Genomic DNA, 19,331 nt, shown 5'->3' with positions numbered 1-19,331 from the left:
GGTCGCCGCGACCGGCATCCGCATCCTGTCGACCGTCGATTTCAAGGGCAACAAGCACAACCTGTTCATCGTCGCCGTCTCGCTCGGCCTCGGCATGGTGCCGATGATCGCGCCCGATTTCAACCAGTGGTTGCCGCATTCGCTGCACACGCTGATCCATTCCGGCATCCTGCTGGCCGCGCTGGCCGCCGTCGGACTGAACTGGTTCTTCAACGGTGCGCCGCATACCTCGGACGAGGAAATCGCCGCGGCGGCCCATGCAGCGGAGGCTCATTGATGGTAAAACGCCTGCTCATTCGCGGCGCCGAGGTGGTCGTGACCATGGACGGCGCCCGGCGCGAGATCGCGGGCGGCGACGTGCTGGTGGACGGCGGGGTGATTTCCGCCGTCGGCACCGGCCTGGTGGCCGAAGGCGCCGAAGTGGTCGAGGCGCGGGGCTGCGTCGTCACCCCGGGCCTCGTCAACACGCATCACCACCTGTTCCAGACCCTGACCCGCGCGGTGCCTGCGGCGCAGGACGCGGCGCTGTTCGGCTGGCTGCGCACGCTCTATCCGATCTGGGGCCGCATGACGCCCGACGACATTCGCCTGTCCACCCGGATCGGGCTGACCGAACTGGCGCTGTCGGGCTGCACCTGCTCCTCGGACCACCTGTATCTGTTCCCGAACGGGTCGCGGCTGGACGACAGCATCGAGGCGGCGGCGGATATCGGCATCCGCTTCACCGCCACCCGCGGCGCCATGTCGATCGGCGAAAGCAAGGGCGGCCTGCCCCCCGACGCGCTGGTCGAATCCGAAGCCGCGATCCTGAAGGACAGCGAGCGCGTCGTCGCCGCCTTCCACGATCCGAACCCCGGCGCCATGGTGCAGGTCGGGCTGGCGCCCTGCTCGCCCTTCTCGGTCAGCCGGGAATTGATGCGCGATGCGGCGATCCTGGCCCGGGACAAGGGTGTGCGGCTACACACCCACCTGGCCGAGAATGACGAGGACATCGCCTATTCTCTGGAGAATTTCGGCATGCTGCCCGGCGACTACGCCGAAAGCCTGGGCTGGACCGGCGACGACGTCTGGCACGCGCATTGCGTGAAACTGTCCGAGGGCGAGATCGACCTGTTCGCCCGCACCGGCACCGGCGTGGCGCATTGCCCCTGCTCGAACGCGCGGCTGGCCTCGGGCATCGCGCCGGTGCGCAAGATGCGCGACGCCGGCGTGCCGGTAGGCCTGGGCGTCGACGGCTCGGCCAGCAACGACTGCTCGCATCTGGGGCTCGAGGCGCGGCAGGCCATGCTGGTCGCGCGTCTGCGCGACGGGCCGGCGGCGCTCGGCGCCCGCGAGGCGCTGGAGATCGCCACCCTGGGAGGTGCCCGGGTGCTGGGCCGCAGCGACATCGGCGCGCTGGAACCCGGCAAGCGCGCCGACCTGGTGCTGTGGGACGTGTCCGAACTGCCCGCCGCCGGGCAATGGGACCCGGTCGCGGCGCTGATCTTCTGCGCGCCGATCCGGCCGCGCGCGGTCTATGTCGAGGGCCGCGCCGTAGTGCAGGATCATCACCTGACCGGCACCGATACGAATCATCTGAACGAACAGGCCCGCCGTGCCATCGCGCGGCTGGCGGATTGACAAGGAAAGGAAGACTATGCCCGGCTATCTGACCACCCATGTGCTGGACACCGCCAATGGCAGCCCCGCCCAGGGCATGCGGATCGAGCTTTACCGCCTGGACGGCGAGCGCCGGCTGATCGCCGAGACCGTCACCAACCACGACGGCCGCACCGACAAGCACATCCTGCCCGAGGCCGAGTTCCAGGCCGGCGAATACGAGCTGGTGTTCCATGTCGGCGCCTGGCTCGACGGCATCGGCCACCAGGCGGCGCAGCCGCGCTTCCTGGACGTGGTGCCGCTGCGCTTCGGCATGTCGGAACAGGACCATTACCACGTGCCGCTGCTGATCTCGCCCTACGGCTATTCGACCTATCGCGGCAGCTGAGCCGCGCCCGGCCGGCCCCCGCGGGCCGGTTCTTCTTTCCGCAAATTCCCCTTGAAACCCGCGCCGCCGGCCCCCGACGGCGGCTGCGACCGGCTGCGTGCCAACCTGCGACTTTCTACCGCAGCTTGGGTTAGCTTAAACCGATCATGCAAAGTCAGCCGGCAGCCATCCCGCTAAATTCCGGTCAACCCCCGCGAGGAGAGAGCGCAGGGTCCGACGAGACGGAGGAGAAAACCGTGCAGACAACCCCAGACATGGCGCCAGCTTCGGCCCCGCCTTCGGCCCCGGCCGCGACCGCCACGCGGCCCGAGGACGAGAAGCTCGGGCTTTTCGCCAATATCGCCTACGGCATCCAGCACATCCTGACCATGTATGGCGGCATCGTCGCCGTGCCGCTGATCGTCGGCCAGGCCGCGGGGCTCACGCCCGCCGACATCGGGCTCTTGATCACCGCCTCGCTGTTCGCGGGCGGGGTGGCCACGATCCTGCAGACCATGGGCCTGCCCTTCTTCGGCTGCCAGCTGCCGCTGGTGCAGGGCGTGTCCTTCGCCGGCGTCGCCACGATGATCACCATCTCGGGCAATGGCGGCATCCAGGCGGTGTTCGGCGCGGTCATCGCGGCCTCTTTCCTGGGGCTGCTGATCACGCCGGTCTTTTCGCGCATCACGCGCTTCTTTCCGCCGCTGGTCGCGGGCATCGTCATCACCACCATCGGGCTGACGCTGATGCCGGTCGCCGGCCGCTGGGCCATGGGCGGCAACAGCAAGGCCGAGAATTTCGGCAGCGTGGAGAACATCCTGCTGGCCGGGGTGACGCTGGCCATCGTGCTGCTGCTCAGCAAGGTCGGCAATGCCACCATCTCGCGCCTGTCGATCCTGCTGGCGCTGGTCGCGGGCACGCTGATCGCATGGGCGACCGGCATGACCGACTTTTCCCAGGTCGGCAATGGCGCGGTCTTCGCGCTGCCCGACATCTTCCACTTCGGCTGGCCGACCTTCGGCGTGGCGGCGACCATCTCGATGTTCATCGTGATCCTGGTCACGCTGGTCGAGACCTCGGCCGATATCTTCGCCGTGGGCGAGATCGTCGAGACCAAGGTCGATTCGCGCCGGCTGGGCGACGGTCTGCGCGCCGACATGCTGTCCTCGATGCTGGCGCCGGTCGTGGGGTCGTTCACGCAAAGCGCCTTTGCCCAGAACGTCGGGCTGGTCGCGGTCACCGGCGTGAAAAGCCGCTATGTCGTGGCGACCGGCGGGCTGATCCTGGTGGTCCTGGGCCTGTTGCCGATCATGGGCCGCGTCGTCGCCACCATCCCGATGCCGGTGCTGGGCGGGGCGGGGATCGTGCTGTTCGGGACGGTTGCGGCCAGCGGCATCCGCACGCTCGCCAAGGTCGACTATCACGGCAACATGAACCTGATCATCGTCGCCACCTCGATCGGCTTCGGTACGCTGCCGATCATGCTGCCCGAGTTCTACCACCATTTCCCGACCTGGGTGCAGACCATCTTCCATTCCGGCATCAGCTCCTCGGCCATCATGGCGATCCTGCTGAACCTGATGTTCAACCACTTCACGGCCGGGAATTCGGAAGAGCCCTCGGTCTTCGGCGCCGCGGCCGAGCGGGTGATCCGCTATACCGACATCTCGCAGCTCGAGGACGGCGACTATTTTCTGGACGGCAAGCTTTTCGACGCGGCCGGCAACGAGGTGCCGCTGATCCGTCCAGCCGAGCACTAGGCCAGCCCCGGGCCAAAGGCGCGCGCGCTTTCGGCGGTTGCCCCGGCCATGCCGGCGGGGCGACCGTCTTCCATGAGCGGGCCGCGATCCTTTTCGCCCTGCCAAAGGCCCTGCCCCTGCGAGCCGGATCGCCGGAGCCTTCGCGCTCAGCCGTCCAGCCGGGGCAGGAAACCACCCCGCTGCGCCAGAATGTGATCGTGGACGCGCTGGCCGGCCGGCGACAGCGCCATGTCCTCGCGCCGCATCAGGAACCAGCTGCGCAGGATGGGCAGGCCGGCGGCCCGGATCGCGACCAGCCGGCCGGCGCGCAGTTCCTCGGTCACGGTATGCTGCGAGATCAGCGCAATGCCAAGGCCGGCGATCACCGCCTGCTTGATGGTCTCGTTGGTGCCCATCTCGACCATGCGCCAGGGCGTGCCCTCGCCGAGCCGGTCCAGAAGCCGGGTCATCAGGATGCGGGTGCCCGAGCCGGCCTCGCGCGCCAGGAAGGTCTCGGCCAACAAATCCTGCGGCGTGGCCGGGTCGGCATCGGCCAGCGGATGACCGGCGGGCGCGATGATGACATGGGGATGCGGGCCGATCAGCTCGGCCACCACGGCGGGCGCCCGCGGCGGCCGGCCCATGATCGCCAGGTCCAGCGCCCGCGATTGCAGCCACTGGATCAGCGCGTCGCGGTTGCCGATGCGCAGCGTCACCTCGACCTCGGGCAAGGCGCGGCGCAAATCGGCGACGAGGCGCGGCGCGAAATACTTGCCGGTCGAGATCACCCCCAGCGAGACATTGCCGACATGGCCGCTTTGCAGCGCCGCCACCCGCCGCGCGCAACCGTCAAGCGCGATGGCGATCTGCGCCTCGGCGGCCAGCACCGCCCGGCCCTCGTCCGTGGGCAGGAAGGCGCCGTGCTCGCCGCGGCAGACCAGCGCGGCGCCCATCAGATCCTCCAGCGCGCGCAGCTGGCCATGCACCGCCGGCGGCGTCAGCCCCAGCTCGGCCGCCGCCGCGGTCAGCGAACCGCTGCCGGTCACGGCGCGCAGCGCCCGCAGGTGGCGCAGGGTGACGGCGTCGATGCGAGCCATTCAGAATTTCCGAAAACGATTTCTGTATTATTAAATGTTCTGAAAGGCGCCGCCGTGTCAACAAGTCTCCGGACGTTTCGGGGGGAGACGGATGACGGCCGAGAGCATGGAAAGCGCGGAAATCCCGGCGCAATTGCGCCCGGCGATGCAGGCGCTGGCCAGCGGCAGCGTCGCCTTGGCCGGGCTGATCCGCCGCGCCGCGACCGACCCGCGCGCGCCCGCGCGGCTGGAGCGCGAGGCCGCCGCCGCCTTCACCCGCGCCCTGCCCGACGCCGGGCTGCGCTGGCTCGACATGGGCAACGGCCCGGCCGGGCTGGACCCGCAGGGCGGCTTCGCCCTGGCGCTGACGCCGCTCGACGCCAGCGCCAATATCGGCATCGAGCTGGCCACCGGCACGCTGTTTTCGCTGCATGCCGCCGCCGATACCGCGACCGAGAGCCTCCTGCGCCCACCGGCCGAGCAGCTGGCGGCGGGCTATGTCATCCACGGCCCGCGCTGCATGATGATGGTCAGCTTCGGCGACGGGGTGCAGCATTACCTGCTGGACCCCGACACCCGGGTCTTCCGGCTGGTGAACCGGCGGCTGCGCATGCCGAAATGCGCCTTCGAATTCGCCATCGACGTGGCGCATTACCGGCACTGGCCGCGCCCGGTGCGGGCCTATATCGACGATTGCCTGGCCGGCAGCGACGGGCCGCGGAAAAAGAACTTCGCCATGCGCTGGCTGGCCTCGCTGGTGGCCGAGGCGCATCGCATCCTGATGCATGGCGGCGTGTTCCTGCAACCCGGCGGCGACGCCCGCAACGCGGCAAGCCGGCTGCGGCTGGTCCATGATTGCGCCCCGATCGCGCTGCTGATCGAAGCGGCCGGCGGCAGCGCCACCGACCTGTGCGAGCCGGTTCTGGGCCTGCGCCCGGCCGGGCTGGACCAGCGCATCCCCTTCGCCTTCGGCTCGACCGAGAAGGTCGCGCGCATCGCCGCCTATCACGACCTGCCGGAGCCCGAGGTCTCGGCGCTGTTCGGACATCGCGGCCTGTTCCGGGCCTGAGAGGAGAGCATGAGCAGGAAACACCCGATCATCTCGGTCACAGGCTCGTCGGGGTCCGGGACCACGACGATCAAGAACACCTTCGACCAGATCTTCCGCCGCGAGGGCATCCGCGCCGTCAGCATCGAGGGCGACGCCTTCCACCGCTACGACCGCGCCGCGATGAAGGCGGAACTGGCGCGCCGCACCGAGGCGGGCGACCACACCTTCAGCCATTTCAGCCTGGACGCCAACGACCTGGAAAAGCTGGAGCAGGTGTTTCGCGACTATGGCGCCACCGGCATGGGCGAGAAGCGCCATTACATCCATGACGAGGACGAGGCCAAGGAACGGGGCGTCGCCGCCGGCACCTTCACCCCCTGGGCGAAGTTCGACCCGACCTCGGACCTGCTGTTCTACGAAGGGCTGCATGGCGCGGTCCGCACCGAGACCCTGGACATCGCCGGCCATGCCGACCTGAAGATCGGCGTGGTGCCGGTCATCAACCTGGAATGGATCCAGAAGATCCACCGCGACAAGGCCAGCCGCGGCTATTCGACCGAGGCGGTGACCGATGTGATCCTGCGCCGGATGCATGCCTATGTGCATGTCATCTGCCCGCAATTCACCCAGACCGACATCAACTTCCAGCGCGTGCCGGTGGTCGACACTTCGGACCCGTTCATCGCGCGCTGGATCCCGACCGCCGACGAAAGCCTGGTGGTGATTCGCTTCAAGAACCCGCGCGGCATCGACTTTCCCTATCTGACCTCGATGCTGCAGGGCTCGTGGATGAGCCGCGCCAATTCCATCGTCGTCCCGGGGCCGAAGCTCGACCTCGCCATGCAGCTGATCCTGACGCCGATGATCCTGCGGCTGGTCAGCGAATCGAAACGCGCCTGAAGGAAGGCTTCGCCATGCACGAGATGGCCCGGTCCGAAATCACCGACAAGAAGCAGCGTTATGCCGCGGGCGTGCTGGAATATGCGCAGATGGGCTATTGGGACTGGGATTACCAGCCCAGGGACGCCGATGTGCTGGCGCTGTTCCGCATCACTCCGCAGGGGGGCGTGGACCCGATCGAGGCGACGGCGGTGGCCGCTGAAAGCTGGACCGTGGTCTGGACCGACCGGCTGACCGCCTGCGACCAGTATCGCGCGAAAGCCTACAGCGTCCAGCCGGCGCCGGGCACGCCGGCGCAGTATGTCTGCGACATCGCCGATGACCCGATCCTGTTCGAGGAAGGCTCCATCGCCAATATGACCGCCTCGATCATCGGCAATGTCTTCAGCGTCAAGCCGCTGAAGGCGGCGCGGCTCGAGGACATGCGCTTTCCCATTGCCTATCTGAAGACGTTTGCCGGATCCCCCACCGGCATCGTGGTCGAGCGCGGGCGGCTGGACAAGTTCGGCCGCCCGTTGCTCGGCGCCACAACCAAACCCAAGCCGGGCTGTCGGGCAAGAACGACGGCCGCGTGGTCTATGAGCGGCTGAAGGGCGGGCTCGACTTCATGAAGGACGACGAGAGCATCAACGCGCAGCCCTTCAAGCATTGGCGCGACCGCTTCCTTTGCTGCATGGAGGCGGTCAACAAGGCCAGGGCCGCGACCGGCGAGGTCGAGGGCCATTACGGTGCCGGCAGAACGAATTGATCCTGCACATGCACCGCGCCGGGCACGGCACCGATGCCCGGCAAGAAACACGGCATCAGCTTCCGCGTCATCGCGAAATGGCTGCGCATGGCCGGGGTCGATCACCTGCATTGCGGCACCGCCGTCGGCAAGCTGGAAGGCGATCCGCTGATGGTGAACGAGGTGGACCTGCCGCGCGGCCTCTTCTTCGCGCAGGACGGGGGCAACCTGAAGAAGGTGAGTCGCCTCGGGCGGCACCCATGCCGGGCAGATGCATCAGCTGCTGGACCTGTTCGGCGACGACGTGGTGCTGCAATTCGGCGGCGGCACCATCGGCCACCCGATGGGCACCCAGGCCGGTGCCAGCTGGTGGCTGCCGGGCCTGGCGGCCCGGCGATGGCGGCGGCTTTCCGCCCCCCTCACCCCCCGAGGGTATTTGGAAAACAGAAAAAACCCGATGGATGGCGATAGGGGCGAGAAGGCCGCCACGGTCGATATGAAGGCCGATTACGGTTCCTCGGGCGTGCGCGAGATCCTGCACGGGCTGGGCCGCGAACTGATCGGGCTGGCGCCGGTCAAGGCGCGCATCGGAGAGACGGCGGCCTTGCTGCTGGTGGAGCGGGCGCGGCGCGACCTGGGCCTGGCGCATGAGGCGCCGACGCTGCACATGAGCTTTACCGGCAATCCCGGCACCGGCAAGACCACGGTGGCGCTGAAGATGGCCGGGCTGTTGCACCGACTGGGCTATGTGCGCAAGGGACAGCTGATCAGCGTGACTCGCGACGACCTGGTCGGGCGGTATATCGGCCATGCCGGCCCAAGACCAGGGAGGTGCTGGAGAAGGCCATGGGGGCGTGTTGTTCATCGACGAGGCCTATGACCTCTGCAAGCCCGACAATGCGACTACGGCCAGGAGACCATCGAGATCCTGTTGCAGGTGATGGAGACCGACCGCGAGGACCTGGTGGTCATCATGGTCGGCTATGCTGACCGCATGGACCGGTTCTTTCCGCCAGTCCCGGCTTCCGCTCGCGCATCACATCGAGGTCCCCGATTACGCGGATGCGGACCTGGCGCGGATCTCGGAGGCGATGCCGGCGGCGCAGGGCTATGGCTTCGACGCCGGCGCCCGCACGGCCATGGCCGAGTATATCGCCCTGCGCCGGGCGCAGCCGCATTTCGCCAATGCCCGGTCGATCCGCAATGCGCTGGACCGGGCGCCGCTGCGGCAGGCGAACCGGTTGTTCTCGGCCGCGGCCCCGGTCGATGCCGCGGCGCTGTCGCCATGACCGAGGCCGATCTGCGCCCCAGCCGGGTGTTCCCGGGCGGGCTGGATGGCGGTCGGGGCTAGATCCCCAGCCGGTCGCGCAGCCCGTACCACCAGGAGCCGATCATCGAATAGGGCACGCGGAAGGTGCGACCGCCCGGGAACGGGATCCAGGGCACGGCGGCGAAGGTGTCGAAGCGGCTGCTGTCGCCGTGGATCGCCTCGGCCAGGATGCGGCCGAAGGTGTGGCTGCCGGTGACGCCATGGCCGGAGTAGCCGTGCGCGAAATAGGTATTCGCCCCGATCCGGCCCATCTGCGGCACCCGGCTGAAGGACAGCGCGAAATTCCCCGACCAGGCATAATCGATCCGCACCGTCCCGAGCTGCGGGAACACCTTCAGCATATTGCCCCAGAGCTTGGCCTTGATGTCGCTGGGATCGGCGCCGCCATAGACCGTGCCGCCGCCGAACAAGAGCCGCTTGTCCGCCGACATGCGGTAGTAGTCGAGGATGTAGCGCACATCCTCGATGCAGACGTCCGAAGGCATCAGCGCCGCCGCGCGTTCCGCGCCCAAAGGCTCGGTCGCCATGATCTGGGTCGAGACCGGCATGACCCGGTTTTCCAGCGCCGGCACGACATGGCCCAGATAGGCATTGCCGCAAAGCACCAGCACCTGGGCGCGGATCTCGCCCTGCGCCGTCTTCAGCGACGGGCGCGGCGCCTGGTGATCGACCGAGATGACGGGCGACATCTCGAAGACGGTGCCGCCCAGGCTTTCCAGCGCCGCCGCCTCGCCCAGGGCCAGGTTCAGCGGGTGCATGTGGCCACCCTTGTGGTCGATCATGCCGCCGACATAGCGGTCGCTCGCGACATGGGCCTGCATCTGGCCGGCATCCAGCATCTCTTGGCTGTCGATGCCGTAGCCGCGCCAGAGCGTCCAGCGTTCTTCCAGCTCGCGCAGATGCGCGCCGGTCAGGGCGGCGAAGACATTGCCGGGCTTGAGGTCGCATTGGATGCCATAGGTCGCGACGCGCTCGCGGATGATGTCGCCGCCCTCCATCACCAGCCCGGCGATGAAGCGGGCGGTGTCCTGGCCATAGCGGGCCTGGATGGTCTGCAGGCTGGCGTTCAGCCCGTTGACGATCTGGCCGCCATTGCGCCCCGAGGCGCCCCAGCCGATGCGCGCGCCCTCGATCACCGTGACCTGGTGGCCCTTTTCGGCCAGGTGCAGCGCGGTCGAAAGCCCGCTGTAGCCGGCGCCCAGCACGCAGATCTCGGCCTCGTGCAGGCCCTGCAGATGCGGGCGCAGCGGCGCCGGATTGGCCGAGGCGGCGTAATAGCTGCCGGTATGGGCGCCATTGCCGGCGTAGGACGGGGATTCATGGGACGGGGGCATCAGACGGCCTCCAGGTAGGAGTGATATTCGAATTCGGTGACCTGGCGGGTAAAGCGCCGCAACTCCTGCAACTTGCATTGCACGAACATGCGCCGCAGCCGCTTGCTGTAGATCTGTTCGATCAGCGGCCCCTTGGCGAAGGCGTCGATGGCCGAGGCCCAGTCGGGCGGCAGGGTTTCCAGCTCCAGCGAATAGGCGTCGCCCTCGATGGGCGGCGGCGGCTCCCAGGCGTTCTCGATACCCAGAAGCGCGCCGCCCAGGATCGAGGCCAGCACCAGGTAGGGATTGGCATCGGCGCCCGCCACGCGATGCTCGATGCGGCGCGCCTTGCGGCTGCCGCCGGGGATGCGGATCGCCGCGGTGCGGTTCTCATAGCCCCAGGCCACGGCCGAGGGGGCATGCGCGCCGGGCAAGAGCCGGCGAAAGCTGTTCTCGTGCGGGGCAAAGACCAGCGCGTTTTCCTGCATGGTGCGCAGCAGGCCGGCGACGGCATGGCGCATCATGTCGGTGCCCTCCTCGCCGCCATTGTCGAAGACATTCCGGCCCTGGGCATCCTCGAGCGAGAAATGCACATGCATGCCCGAACCGGCGCGGTCGCCATAGGGCTTGGCCATGAAGGTGGCGGCGAAACCGTGCTTGCGGGCGATGCCGCGCACCAGGCGCTTGAACAGCGCGGCGTCGTCGGCCGCCTCCAGCGGGTCGGCGACATGCAGCAGGTTGATCTCGAACTGGCCGGCGCCGTTTTCCGAAATCGCCGCATCGGCCGGGATGCCCTGGCTGGCGCAGGCGTCATAGACCTCGTTCAGGAAGGCGTCGAAATGCTGCAACTCGTCCAGCGACAACGCGCCGTCCGAATCCAGCCGCTTGCCGGTGACGGGCGAGCGCGGCGGCTGCGGCACCGTGCCCGAGGGATCGACGACATAGAATTCCAGCTCGGTCGCCACCACCGGGGTCAGGCCAAGCGCCTTGTAGCGGTCGACCACCGCCGCCAGCGCCCGGCGCGGGTCGCCCATGAAGGGCGTGCCGTCTTCTTGCCGCATCCACAAGAGCGCGAAGGCCGCCGGGCGCGAGGTCCAGTCCACCGGGCTTAGCGGCCGGCCGGTGAAATCGCACAGGCCATCGGCGTCGCCGGTGTCCCAGACCAGCTCGTTGCCCTCGATATCCTCGCCCCAGATGTCCATGCCCAGCAAGGACAGCGGCATGCGCAGCGCGCCCGAGGTGATCTTGTCGAGCTGGTCCACCGGCACGCGCTTGCCGCGCATCACCCCGTTCAGGTCGCAGATGCAGGCAAAGATCGTCTCGACGGCGGGACGGTCCGCCAGCCAGGCCATCGGATCGGGTTTGCTCATGTCCGTCTCTCCCCGTTGTCGATCACGTTCGGAATTTTGTGATATCATTTCTTCATATGTGATCGAAATTCACGCTTGAGTCAACTCGGGCTTCGGGGCATCCTTCACCGTCCCAGCCCCGCAAGGCCCCGCCGATGATCCAGCCCGAGCTTCCCGAGATCCCGCGCGACGCGGCGATGACCACGCAGGAATACGCCTATCTGCGGTTGCGCAATGCGGTGATGCTGGGCGCGCTGCGGCCGGGCACGGCGCTGACCTTTCGCGGCTTGGCCGGGCAGCTCGGCCTCAGCCCGACCCCGATCCGCGAGGCGGTGCGGCGGCTGAGTTCCGAAAGCGCCATCGAGGTGCTGGGCAACCGCCGGCTGCGCATCCCCGAGATGACGCCGGGCCGGTTCGAGGAACTGGTGCGCCTGCGCATCGCCTTGGAGACCCATGCCGCCGCGCGCGCCTTTCCCTGGCTTTCGGACGTGGCCATCGCCGGGCTGGCCGGGATCGACGACCAGATGGACGCGGCGCTGGCCGCGCGCGACCTGGACGGGCTGACCCGGCTGAACCAGCAGTTCCACAAGCGGCTTTACCGGCTGAACCCGGACCAGGCGGTGATCCCGCTGATCGAGAGCGTCTGGCTGCAACTGGGGCCCTTCCAGCGTCGCGCCATCGAACATCTGGATGCCGGCGCCCCGGACGACCGCCACAAGGAAATGCTGGCCGCGATGCGGGCGCGCGACCTGGACTCGCTTTGCGCAGCCCTGGGCCGCGACGTGCAGGACGGCTCGGTCCGCGCCGGGCAGCGGTTGTTGCAGGGCGGCACGGGGGATTGAGGCGCCGTATCGGCGGCTTGTCGCGCATGGGGCGGGCTAAGCCTGCCGGACGGCTAAAACCCGCCCGAAAGCCGCGTTATGCCATGCGGGAAACCGCCATGGAGCCTGGAATGAATCGCCCCTTCCGCTTTGCCCTGCTGCTTGCGCTGGCCGGCAGCCTCGCCACCCCGGCGCTGGCCGATCGCGACCGCGACCACGACCGTGATCGCGCGTGGCATCGCCATCACAGCCACAAGCACGACGACCACCGCAAGGACCGCCGCGACTGGAAGCGCCACGAGGCACGGCGCGGCTGCCCCGGCGGCTTGGTCTGGTATCGCGGCGAATGCCTGCGCAAGGAGCGGGTGCAGCGCCTGGTCCGCTATCGCCCGGGCATCGGCGACGTGTTCAACCCGGGGCAATACCAGCGCATCGCCGATCCGCGGCTCTATGCGCTGCAACAGGGGCAGAACTGGAACTATTACCGCGACGACAACCAGATCTATCGCGTGGACAGCAAGACCCAGCGCGTGCTGGCGGTCATGCAGCTGCTCCAGGCCCTGTCGAACTGAAGCCGGCCGGGGCGGGCCTTGCGTCCGCCCCTGACAGCCGGGCGTCAGGCGTTGAACAGGAAGTGCAGCACGTCGCCGTCCTGCACCTCGTAGGACTTGCCCTCGACGCGGAACTTGCCGGCCTCGCGCGCGCCGGCCTCGCCCTTGTAGGCGACGTAATCGTCATAGGCGACGGTCTCGGCCCGGATGAAGCCGCGCTCGAAATCGCCATGGATCACGCCCGCCGCCGCCGGGGCCAGCGTGCCCTTGTGGATGGTCCAGGCGCGGGCCTCCTTCGGGCCCACGGTGAAATAGGTTTCCAGGCCCAGCAGCCTGTAGCCCTCGCGGATCAGCCGGTCCAGCCCGGCCTCGTGCAGGCCCATCTCATCGAGGAACATGGTCGCTTCCTCGGCGGGCAGCTGGCTGATCTCTTCCTCGATCCTGGCCGAGATCACCACATGGCCGGCGCCTTGGGCGCGGGCCATCTCGGCCACGCGCTCGGACTGGCTGTTGCCGGTGGCGGCCTTGTCTTCCTCGACGTTGCAGACGAAGAGCACCGGCTTGGCGGTCAGCAGCTGCAGCATGCCCCAGGCCTTCTGGTCCTCGTCATCGACCTTGACGGTGCGGGCGGGCTTGCCGGATTCCAGCGCCGCCTGCGCGGCCTTGAGCAGCTTTTCCTGCGCCACGGCCTCCTTGTCGCCACCCTTCAGCTTGCGGGCGATATTGGCCAGCCGGCGCTCGACCGATTCCAGGTCGGCGATCATCAGCTCGGTCTCGATGGTCTCGGCATCGGCGATGGGATCGACGCGGCCCTCGACATGGGTGACGTCGCCATCCTCGAAGCAGCGCAGGACATGGGCGATGGCATCGACCTCGCGGATATTGGCCAGGAACTGGTTGCCCAGCCCCTCGCCCTTGCTCGCGCCCTTCACCAGGCCCGCGATGTCGACGAAGGTGATGCGGGTCGGGATGATCTGCTTGCTGCCCGCGATCGCGGCCAGCGTGTCCAGCCGCGGGTCGGGCACGGCGACCTCGCCCACGTTGGGCTCGATGGTGCAGAAGGGAAAGTTCGCGGCCTGCGCGGCGGCGGTTTTCGTCAGCGCGTTGAACAGCGTCGATTTGCCGACGTTCGGCAGGCCGACGATCCCCATGCGAAAGCCCATGATCTATCCCTTTCCCCGGATTTCCGCGCTTATTATGGGGCGGTGACGCGCAAGTCCAGTGGCGGGGCGTTGATCTTGCCCACGCCGCGGGCTAGGGCTTGGCCGAACAGGGGAGATCCGGCGCATGAGCAGAATTGACGATACGTTCGCCAAGGCGGCCGAGACCGGCGGCAAGGCTTTCGTCGCCTATATGATGGGCTGCGACCCGGATTACGACCAGTCGCTGGCGATCATGCGCGGCCTGCCCGGCGCCGGGGTCGACATTATCGAACTGGGCATGCCCTTCACCGACCCGATGGCGGACGGCCCGACCATCCAGGCCGCCGGCCAGCGCGCCCTGGCCGCCGGCGGCAGCGTCAGCCGGGTGCTGGAGATGGTGCGTGCCTTCCGGGCCGGGGATGACGCCACGCCGATCGTGCTGATGGGCTATTACAACCCGATCTACGCGCGCGCGGGCGGCGTCGATCGCTTCCTGACCGAGGCCGCCGAGGCCGGCGTCGACGGGCTGATCGTCGTCGATCTGCCGCCCGAGGAGGATGCCGAGCTGTGCCTGCCCGCCCGGGCCAAGGGCATCAGCTTCATCCGCCTGGCGACCCCGACCACCGACGACCGCCGCCTGCCCGCCGTGGTGCAGAACACCAGCGGCTTCGTCTATTACGTCAGCGTCACCGGCATCACCGGCGGCCCGGCCGCCAATGCCGCCGAGGTCGCGCCCGAGGTCGCCCGCATCCGCGCCGCAGCCGGGCTGCCCGTCGTCGTGGGCTTCGGCATCTCGACCCCCGAGGCGGCGCAGGCGGTGGCGGGCGTGGCCGACGGCTGCGTCGTCGGCAGCGCCATCGTCAAGCAGATCGGCGAGGGTCGTCCGGTGCCCGAGATCCTCGACTTCGTGGCCAGCCTCGCCGCGGGCGCCCATCGCGGCTGACCCGCCTCTCTGTTCGTCCATGCCAAACGCCGCGTTCCGGCCGCTTGCGGTTGGGAACCGGCGCGGCCGGGCTATGTTGGTCCCGGAACGAACGGAGGAACCATGCCCAAGCTGCTTTACCATACCGGCGCCTGCTCGCTGGCCCCGCATGTCGCGCTGGAATGGATCGGCGCGCCCTATGAGGAACAGAACGTCGAGTTCGGCTCGGCCGAGCTTCTGGCCGCCAACCCCTCGGGCGCGGTGCCGGCGCTGATCGAGGATGACGGCTGGATCCTGACGCAATGCGGCGCAATCCTGCATTACCTGGCGCGCAAGCACCCCGAGGCCGGGCTGGGCGGCGCGCCGGACATCCGCGGCCAGGCCGAACTGGAGCGCTGGTCCAGCTTCCTGACCGGCGACCTGCATCCGGCCTTCTTCCCGATCTTTATGCCGCAGCGCTATACCACCGGCGCCGCGCCCGCCGACCGCGAGGCGGCGCAGGAAGCGGGCCGCAAGCTGGTGCGCCGGAAGCTCAAGCTGCTGGACGACCACCTGGCCGGGCGCGACTGGATTCTCGACAGCCGCTCGATCATCGACGCCTATGCCTTCCCGATGATCCGCTGGGCCGCGAAGCTGCTGCCCGAAGGCACCGGACCTTGGGCCAATGTCCAGGCCCTGCACGACCGCATCGCGGCGGACCCCGCCGTGCAACGTGTCCTGGCCCGCGAGGCGGGCGAATAAGGAGAGCATCATGCCCACCGGCATCCATCACGTCACCGGCATCACCCGCCGGGTGCAGGCCAATGTCGATTTCTATGCCGACTTCCTGGGCCTGCGACTGGTCAAGCGCACGGGCGGTTTCGAGGATGCCGAGCAGTTGCACCTGTTCTATGGCGATGCGCTCGGCTCGCCCGGCTCGCTCGTCACCTTCCTGGTGTGGGAAGACGGCGCGCCGGGCCGGGTGGGCCACGGCCAGGTCGCGGAGATTGCCCTGGCCGTGCCGCCCTACAGCATCGGCGAATGGCTGACCCGCGCCATGACCGCGCGCATCCCCGTCGAGGGCCCGGTGCGCGAACATGGCGAGACAGTGCTGCGGCTGAAGGACCCGGACGGGATCATCGTCAAGCTGGTGGGCCTGGACCTGCCGGCCGCCGCGCCCCTGCCCGATCCCATCGCCCCGACCCGGCTGCGGTCGGTGACGCTGCTGACCGAAAAGCCGACCGAGACCGCGGATTTCGTCGCCCGCTTCGGCTATCGCCCCGGCCCGGCCGAGGGCGCGGTGCGGCGGCTGGTCTCGGACCGGGACGCGATCGACATCCGCGACGCCACCGGCTTCTTTCCCGGCATCCCCGGCACCGGCATCCTCGATCACGTCGCCTTCCGCGCAGGCGACGCCGATGCGGTGCGGGCGATGCGGCAGGCGATGCAAGGCACCGATGTGACCCATGTGCACGACCGCAAGTATTTCCTGTCGCTCTATGTCCGCGAACCGGCGGGCACGCTGCTGGAATATGCCACCGACGCCCCCGGCTTCACCGTGGACGAGGCGCCGGAGGAGTTGGGCCGGACGCTGTTCGTGCCCCCCCATGACGCGGCGCGCGCCGAAGACCTGCGCGTGATCCTGCCGCAATTCGCTCTGCCGGGCGAGGAAAGGAGCCCGATGCGCAAGCTGCATTTCATCCACCGCTTCCACCGGCCGGAGAACCCCGATGGCAGCACCATCGTCCTGCTGCACGGCACCGGCGGCAATGAGACCGACCTGATGCCGCTGGCGCATCGGATCGCCCCGAATGCCACGCTGCTGGGCGTGCGCGGCCGCTCGACCGAGGAAGGCATCAACCGCTGGTTTCGCCGCTTCGACGCCGTGACCTACGACCAGGCCGACATCCGCGCCGAATCCGAGGCCTTTGCCGGCTTCATCGCCGAGGCGGCGCGGGTTTACGCGCTGGACCCGCAGGCGCTGACCTATCTGGGCTATTCGAACGGCGCCAACCTGCTGGGGGCGATGCTGCAACTGCATCCCGGGCTGATCCGCCGGGCGGTGCTGCTGCGCGGCATCCAGGTGCTGGAGGACCCGCCGGCGCTGGCGCCCGATGCGCTGACCGGCAGCCGGGCGCTGCTGCTTCACGGCGCGCACGACCCCTTCGGCCGCATGGCGCCGGCGCTGGAGCAGGCGCTGCGCGCCGCCGGCGCCGATCTGCAGGCCGAGACGCTTGCCGCCGGGCACGAGCTGTCGCCGCTGGACCTGGCGGCGGCCCAGGGCTGGCTGGCGCAGGACTGACCGGCCGGCGCGGGGATCCGTCCCGAGTGTTTCCAAAATCCGAACGCGGCTTTTCCATATGTCCGGCTTGCCGGAAAGCGTCGCCACCGCCAGATTGCGGGAACAAGGATTTGCGCCCGCGCTCGGGCACCATGAAAGCAAGGACAGATCAGATGACCAAACCGAATATCGCCATCATCGTCGGCTCGACCCGCGAGACGCGCTTTGCCGACAAGCCGGCCGCCTGGCTGCTGGAAAACGCGCAAAAGCGCGAGGACATGCGCTTCGAACTGGTGGACCTGCGCGACTATGACCTGCCGCTGTTCAACGAGGCTGCCTCGAACCTGTGGATGCCGTCCTCGGACCCGCGCGCGGTGAAATGGCAGCAGAAGCTGGCCGAGTTCGACGGCTATATCTTCCTGACCGCCGAATACAACCACTCGGTCACCGGCTCGCTGAAGAATGCGCTGGACCAGGCCTACAAGGAATGGAACCGCAAGCCGGCCGCGGCCATGGGCTATGGCGGCGTCGGCGCCGCCCGCGCCATCGAGCACCTGCGCGGCATCGCCGTCGAGCTGCAGATGGTGCCGCTGCGCAACGCCGTGCATCTGGGCGGCGGCGATTTCTTCAAGGTCTCGCCGCTGGGCGCCAATGGCCCGATGTCCGAGGTCGAGGGCAACCTGAAGCCCGCGCTCGACGCCATGCTGGACGAGCTGCACTGGTGGGCCGAGGCGACCATGGCGCAGCGCGCCAAGACCGCCTGATTCCCGAAGCCATGATTCTTGCAGGGGCGGCCGCCGTGCCGCCCCTTTGCATGTCCGCGGCGCCGCATGAACGAAAAGCGAATTATCGATCAATAAATCTTAAAATTGCGCATACCGATACGGCCTTGCCGAAATATTGCCGCGATTTATCAAATAATTATGTTTCAACTTGGCACAATCGCATATTAATTTTGTCCAATTTGCATGGTTTTTCTTGCGCGTCCGGCACATCTGCACCCATGCTGCGGTCGAATTTACCCCATGGATGAGGATGAAATGCCGACCACCTGGAACGCGCTGTATCTGGGCCGCATGGCCACCGCGATGGATCCGCACGAAGGCGACAACAATGCCGAGAACGCCGGATCGTCCTCCTATGTCGGCCGCACCTTCGGCAGCAGCACCGATCCGCTTTACGCTCACATCCAGTCGGTCGAGACGGTGGACCGCTACGGCCCCAACGACGGCCGCGGCCAGCCGGTGCTGAACCAGAACAATCGCCTGGGCACCGACCAGTTCCGCACCGACCTGGACGGCGACGGCACGCCCGAGACCTATGATTTCGACGCCGTCGCGACCTATAACGCCACCATCACCTTCGACGACGGCTCGACCCGCAGCGTGGCGGTGAACCTGTTCCAGAGCACGACGGGCGAGCTGTTCCTGGCGCCCTCGCAAAATGCGGCGACCAATGCGGTGCTGTCCGGCGCGCCCATCACCGCGATCCGGCTGAACTCGCTGGTGGCCAGCGGCAGCGAATCCGCCGGCCTGCTGACCGACCGGCCGCAGGTGGATTTCGTCTGCTTCGCCGCCGGCACGCTGATCCGCACCCCCGAGGGCGAGGTCGCGGTCGAGACGCTGGCGCCGGGGGCGCTGGTGCTGACCGCCGACCATGGCGCGCAGCCGATCCGCTGGGTCGGCCGGGCCGTGATCGACCTGACGCAGAACCCGCATCTGCGCCCGGTGCGCATCGCCAAGGGCGCGCTTGGCGACGGCTTGCCGCTGACGGATCTGCTGGTCTCGCCCCAGCACCGGGTGCTGGTCCGCTCGAAGATCGCGCAGCGTATGTTCGGCGCGGCCGAGGTGCTGGTCGCCGCCAAGCAACTGCTGTCGCTTCCGGGTATCGCGCTGGCGAGCGATCTGGATAGCGTGACCTATGTGCATTTCCTGTTCGACCGCCATCAGGTGGTCTGGTCGAACGGCGCGCAGACCGAGTCGCTGTTCACCGGCCCGCAGGCGCTGGAAAGCGTCGGCCCCGCGGCGCGGGCCGAGATCCTGGAGATCTTTCCCGCGCTTGCGGCGCAGGACGCGCCCGCCCCGGCCCGGCTGCTGGTCGGCGGCGCACCCGGCCGGCGCATGGCCGACCGGCACGCCCGCAACGGCATGGCGCTGCTGAGCTGAGCGCATGGAAAAGGCCGCC

The 19,331-nt window shown here is 68.3% G+C and carries 16 protein-coding genes and 3 pseudogenes; 15 read left to right on the top strand and 4 right to left on the bottom strand.

Annotated elements, in window-relative coordinates; translation table 11 throughout:
- The 4 genes and pseudogenes from E3D03_RS11190 to E3D03_RS11175 all read left to right on the top strand — a co-directional run.
- Positions 1–277: pseudogene (locus tag E3D03_RS11190) on the top strand (purine permease); the annotation flags it as partial.
- Entirely contained in the window at positions 277–1,620 is a 1,344-nt protein-coding gene (locus E3D03_RS11185; RefSeq protein ID WP_263567032.1) for an 8-oxoguanine deaminase, read from the top strand. The pseudogene E3D03_RS11190 and the gene E3D03_RS11185, both read left to right, overlap by 1 nt.
- A gap of 16 nt (positions 1,621–1,636) precedes the next feature.
- Entirely contained in the window at positions 1,637–1,987 is a 351-nt protein-coding gene (gene uraH, locus E3D03_RS11180; RefSeq protein ID WP_062562429.1) for a hydroxyisourate hydrolase, read from the top strand.
- A gap of 236 nt (positions 1,988–2,223) precedes the next feature.
- The gene (locus tag E3D03_RS11175) at positions 2,224–3,726 is read left to right on the top strand and encodes a nucleobase:cation symporter-2 family protein (protein WP_263567031.1); all 1,503 of its coding nucleotides are present in this window, start codon (positions 2,224–2,226) and stop codon (positions 3,724–3,726) included.
- A 146-nt stretch (positions 3,727–3,872) separates the two neighbouring features.
- Here E3D03_RS11175 and cbbR read toward each other — a convergent pair whose 3' ends face one another.
- Positions 3,873–4,802: a LysR family regulator CbbR gene (gene cbbR / locus E3D03_RS11170; protein ID WP_062562431.1), complete on the bottom strand. Its 930-nt coding sequence runs from the start codon at positions 4,800–4,802 to the stop codon at positions 3,873–3,875.
- 91 nt (positions 4,803–4,893) lie between these two features.
- Here cbbR and E3D03_RS11165 point away from each other — a divergent pair, with 91 nt between their 5' ends.
- From E3D03_RS11165 to E3D03_RS11150, 4 genes and pseudogenes are all read left to right on the top strand, one after another.
- Positions 4,894–5,850, top strand: a complete 957-nt coding sequence (locus tag E3D03_RS11165) for a fructose-bisphosphatase class I (protein WP_263567030.1) — start codon at positions 4,894–4,896, stop codon at positions 5,848–5,850.
- 9 nt (positions 5,851–5,859) lie between these two features.
- Complete coding sequence (locus E3D03_RS11160; RefSeq protein WP_062562433.1) at positions 5,860–6,732, top strand: phosphoribulokinase; 873 nt, start codon at positions 5,860–5,862, stop codon at positions 6,730–6,732.
- A 23-nt stretch (positions 6,733–6,755) separates the two neighbouring features.
- A pseudogene (locus E3D03_RS11155) lies at positions 6,756–7,826 on the top strand (RuBisCO large subunit C-terminal-like domain-containing protein); the annotation flags it as partial.
- Positions 7,827–7,916: 90 nt separating this feature from the next.
- Positions 7,917–8,810, top strand: a pseudogene (locus E3D03_RS11150) (AAA family ATPase).
- Here the strand turns inward: E3D03_RS11150 and E3D03_RS11145 are convergent.
- Both E3D03_RS11145 and E3D03_RS11140 read right to left on the bottom strand, forming a co-directional pair.
- Positions 8,807–10,123, bottom strand: coding sequence for an NAD(P)/FAD-dependent oxidoreductase (locus E3D03_RS11145; RefSeq protein WP_263567029.1), 1,317 nt, complete (start codon positions 10,121–10,123; stop codon positions 8,807–8,809). The pseudogene E3D03_RS11150 and the gene E3D03_RS11145 sit on opposite strands and share 4 nt — an antisense overlap.
- On the bottom strand, positions 10,123–11,472 hold the full coding sequence (locus E3D03_RS11140) for a glutamine synthetase family protein (RefSeq protein WP_263567028.1): 1,350 nt from the start codon (positions 11,470–11,472) through the stop codon (positions 10,123–10,125). The genes E3D03_RS11145 and E3D03_RS11140 overlap by 1 nt, the downstream gene beginning before the upstream one ends.
- 134 nt (positions 11,473–11,606) lie before the next feature.
- Between E3D03_RS11140 and E3D03_RS11135 the strand changes: the two genes are divergently transcribed.
- Together E3D03_RS11135 and E3D03_RS11130 are read left to right on the top strand one after the other, a co-directional pair.
- Positions 11,607–12,293: a GntR family transcriptional regulator gene (locus E3D03_RS11135; protein WP_263567027.1), complete on the top strand. Its 687-nt coding sequence runs from the start codon at positions 11,607–11,609 to the stop codon at positions 12,291–12,293.
- A 110-nt stretch (positions 12,294–12,403) separates the two neighbouring features.
- Positions 12,404–12,844, top strand: coding sequence for a hypothetical protein (locus tag E3D03_RS11130; RefSeq protein ID WP_062562437.1), 441 nt, complete (start codon positions 12,404–12,406; stop codon positions 12,842–12,844).
- 44 nt (positions 12,845–12,888) lie between these two features.
- On the opposite strand, the gene ychF is transcribed toward E3D03_RS11130, so the two are convergent.
- Positions 12,889–13,986 (bottom strand): redox-regulated ATPase YchF, encoded by a 1,098-nt coding sequence (ychF, locus tag E3D03_RS11125; protein ID WP_263567026.1) that lies wholly within the window; start codon positions 13,984–13,986, stop codon positions 12,889–12,891.
- A 124-nt stretch (positions 13,987–14,110) separates the two neighbouring features.
- Here ychF and trpA point away from each other — a divergent pair, with 124 nt between their 5' ends.
- The 5 genes from trpA to E3D03_RS11100 all read left to right on the top strand — a co-directional run bounded on the left by trpA (position 14,111) and on the right by E3D03_RS11100 (position 19,312).
- Positions 14,111–14,908, top strand: coding sequence for a tryptophan synthase subunit alpha (gene trpA, locus E3D03_RS11120; protein ID WP_263567025.1), 798 nt, complete (start codon positions 14,111–14,113; stop codon positions 14,906–14,908).
- Positions 14,909–15,010: 102 nt separating this feature from the next.
- Positions 15,011–15,628: a glutathione S-transferase family protein gene (locus E3D03_RS11115; protein ID WP_263567024.1), complete on the top strand. Its 618-nt coding sequence runs from the start codon at positions 15,011–15,013 to the stop codon at positions 15,626–15,628.
- A 10-nt stretch (positions 15,629–15,638) separates the two neighbouring features.
- On the top strand, positions 15,639–17,168 hold the full coding sequence (locus E3D03_RS11110) for a VOC family protein (protein WP_263567023.1): 1,530 nt from the start codon (positions 15,639–15,641) through the stop codon (positions 17,166–17,168).
- A 152-nt stretch (positions 17,169–17,320) separates the two neighbouring features.
- Complete coding sequence (locus tag E3D03_RS11105) at positions 17,321–17,911, top strand: NADPH-dependent FMN reductase (protein ID WP_263567022.1); 591 nt, start codon at positions 17,321–17,323, stop codon at positions 17,909–17,911.
- Between the two features lie 276 nt (positions 17,912–18,187).
- Positions 18,188–19,312 (top strand): Hint domain-containing protein, encoded by a 1,125-nt coding sequence (locus E3D03_RS11100; RefSeq protein WP_263567021.1) that lies wholly within the window; start codon positions 18,188–18,190, stop codon positions 19,310–19,312.
- The last annotated feature ends 19 nt before the right edge of the window (positions 19,313–19,331 follow it).

It is taken from the genome of Paracoccus sp. DMF, assembly GCF_004407025.1.
Taxonomy (GTDB): Bacteria; Pseudomonadota; Alphaproteobacteria; order Rhodobacterales; family Rhodobacteraceae; genus Paracoccus; species Paracoccus aminovorans_B.
Note: the sequence above shows the minus strand (reverse complement) of the source record. Positions and strands in the feature narration are given on the sequence as shown.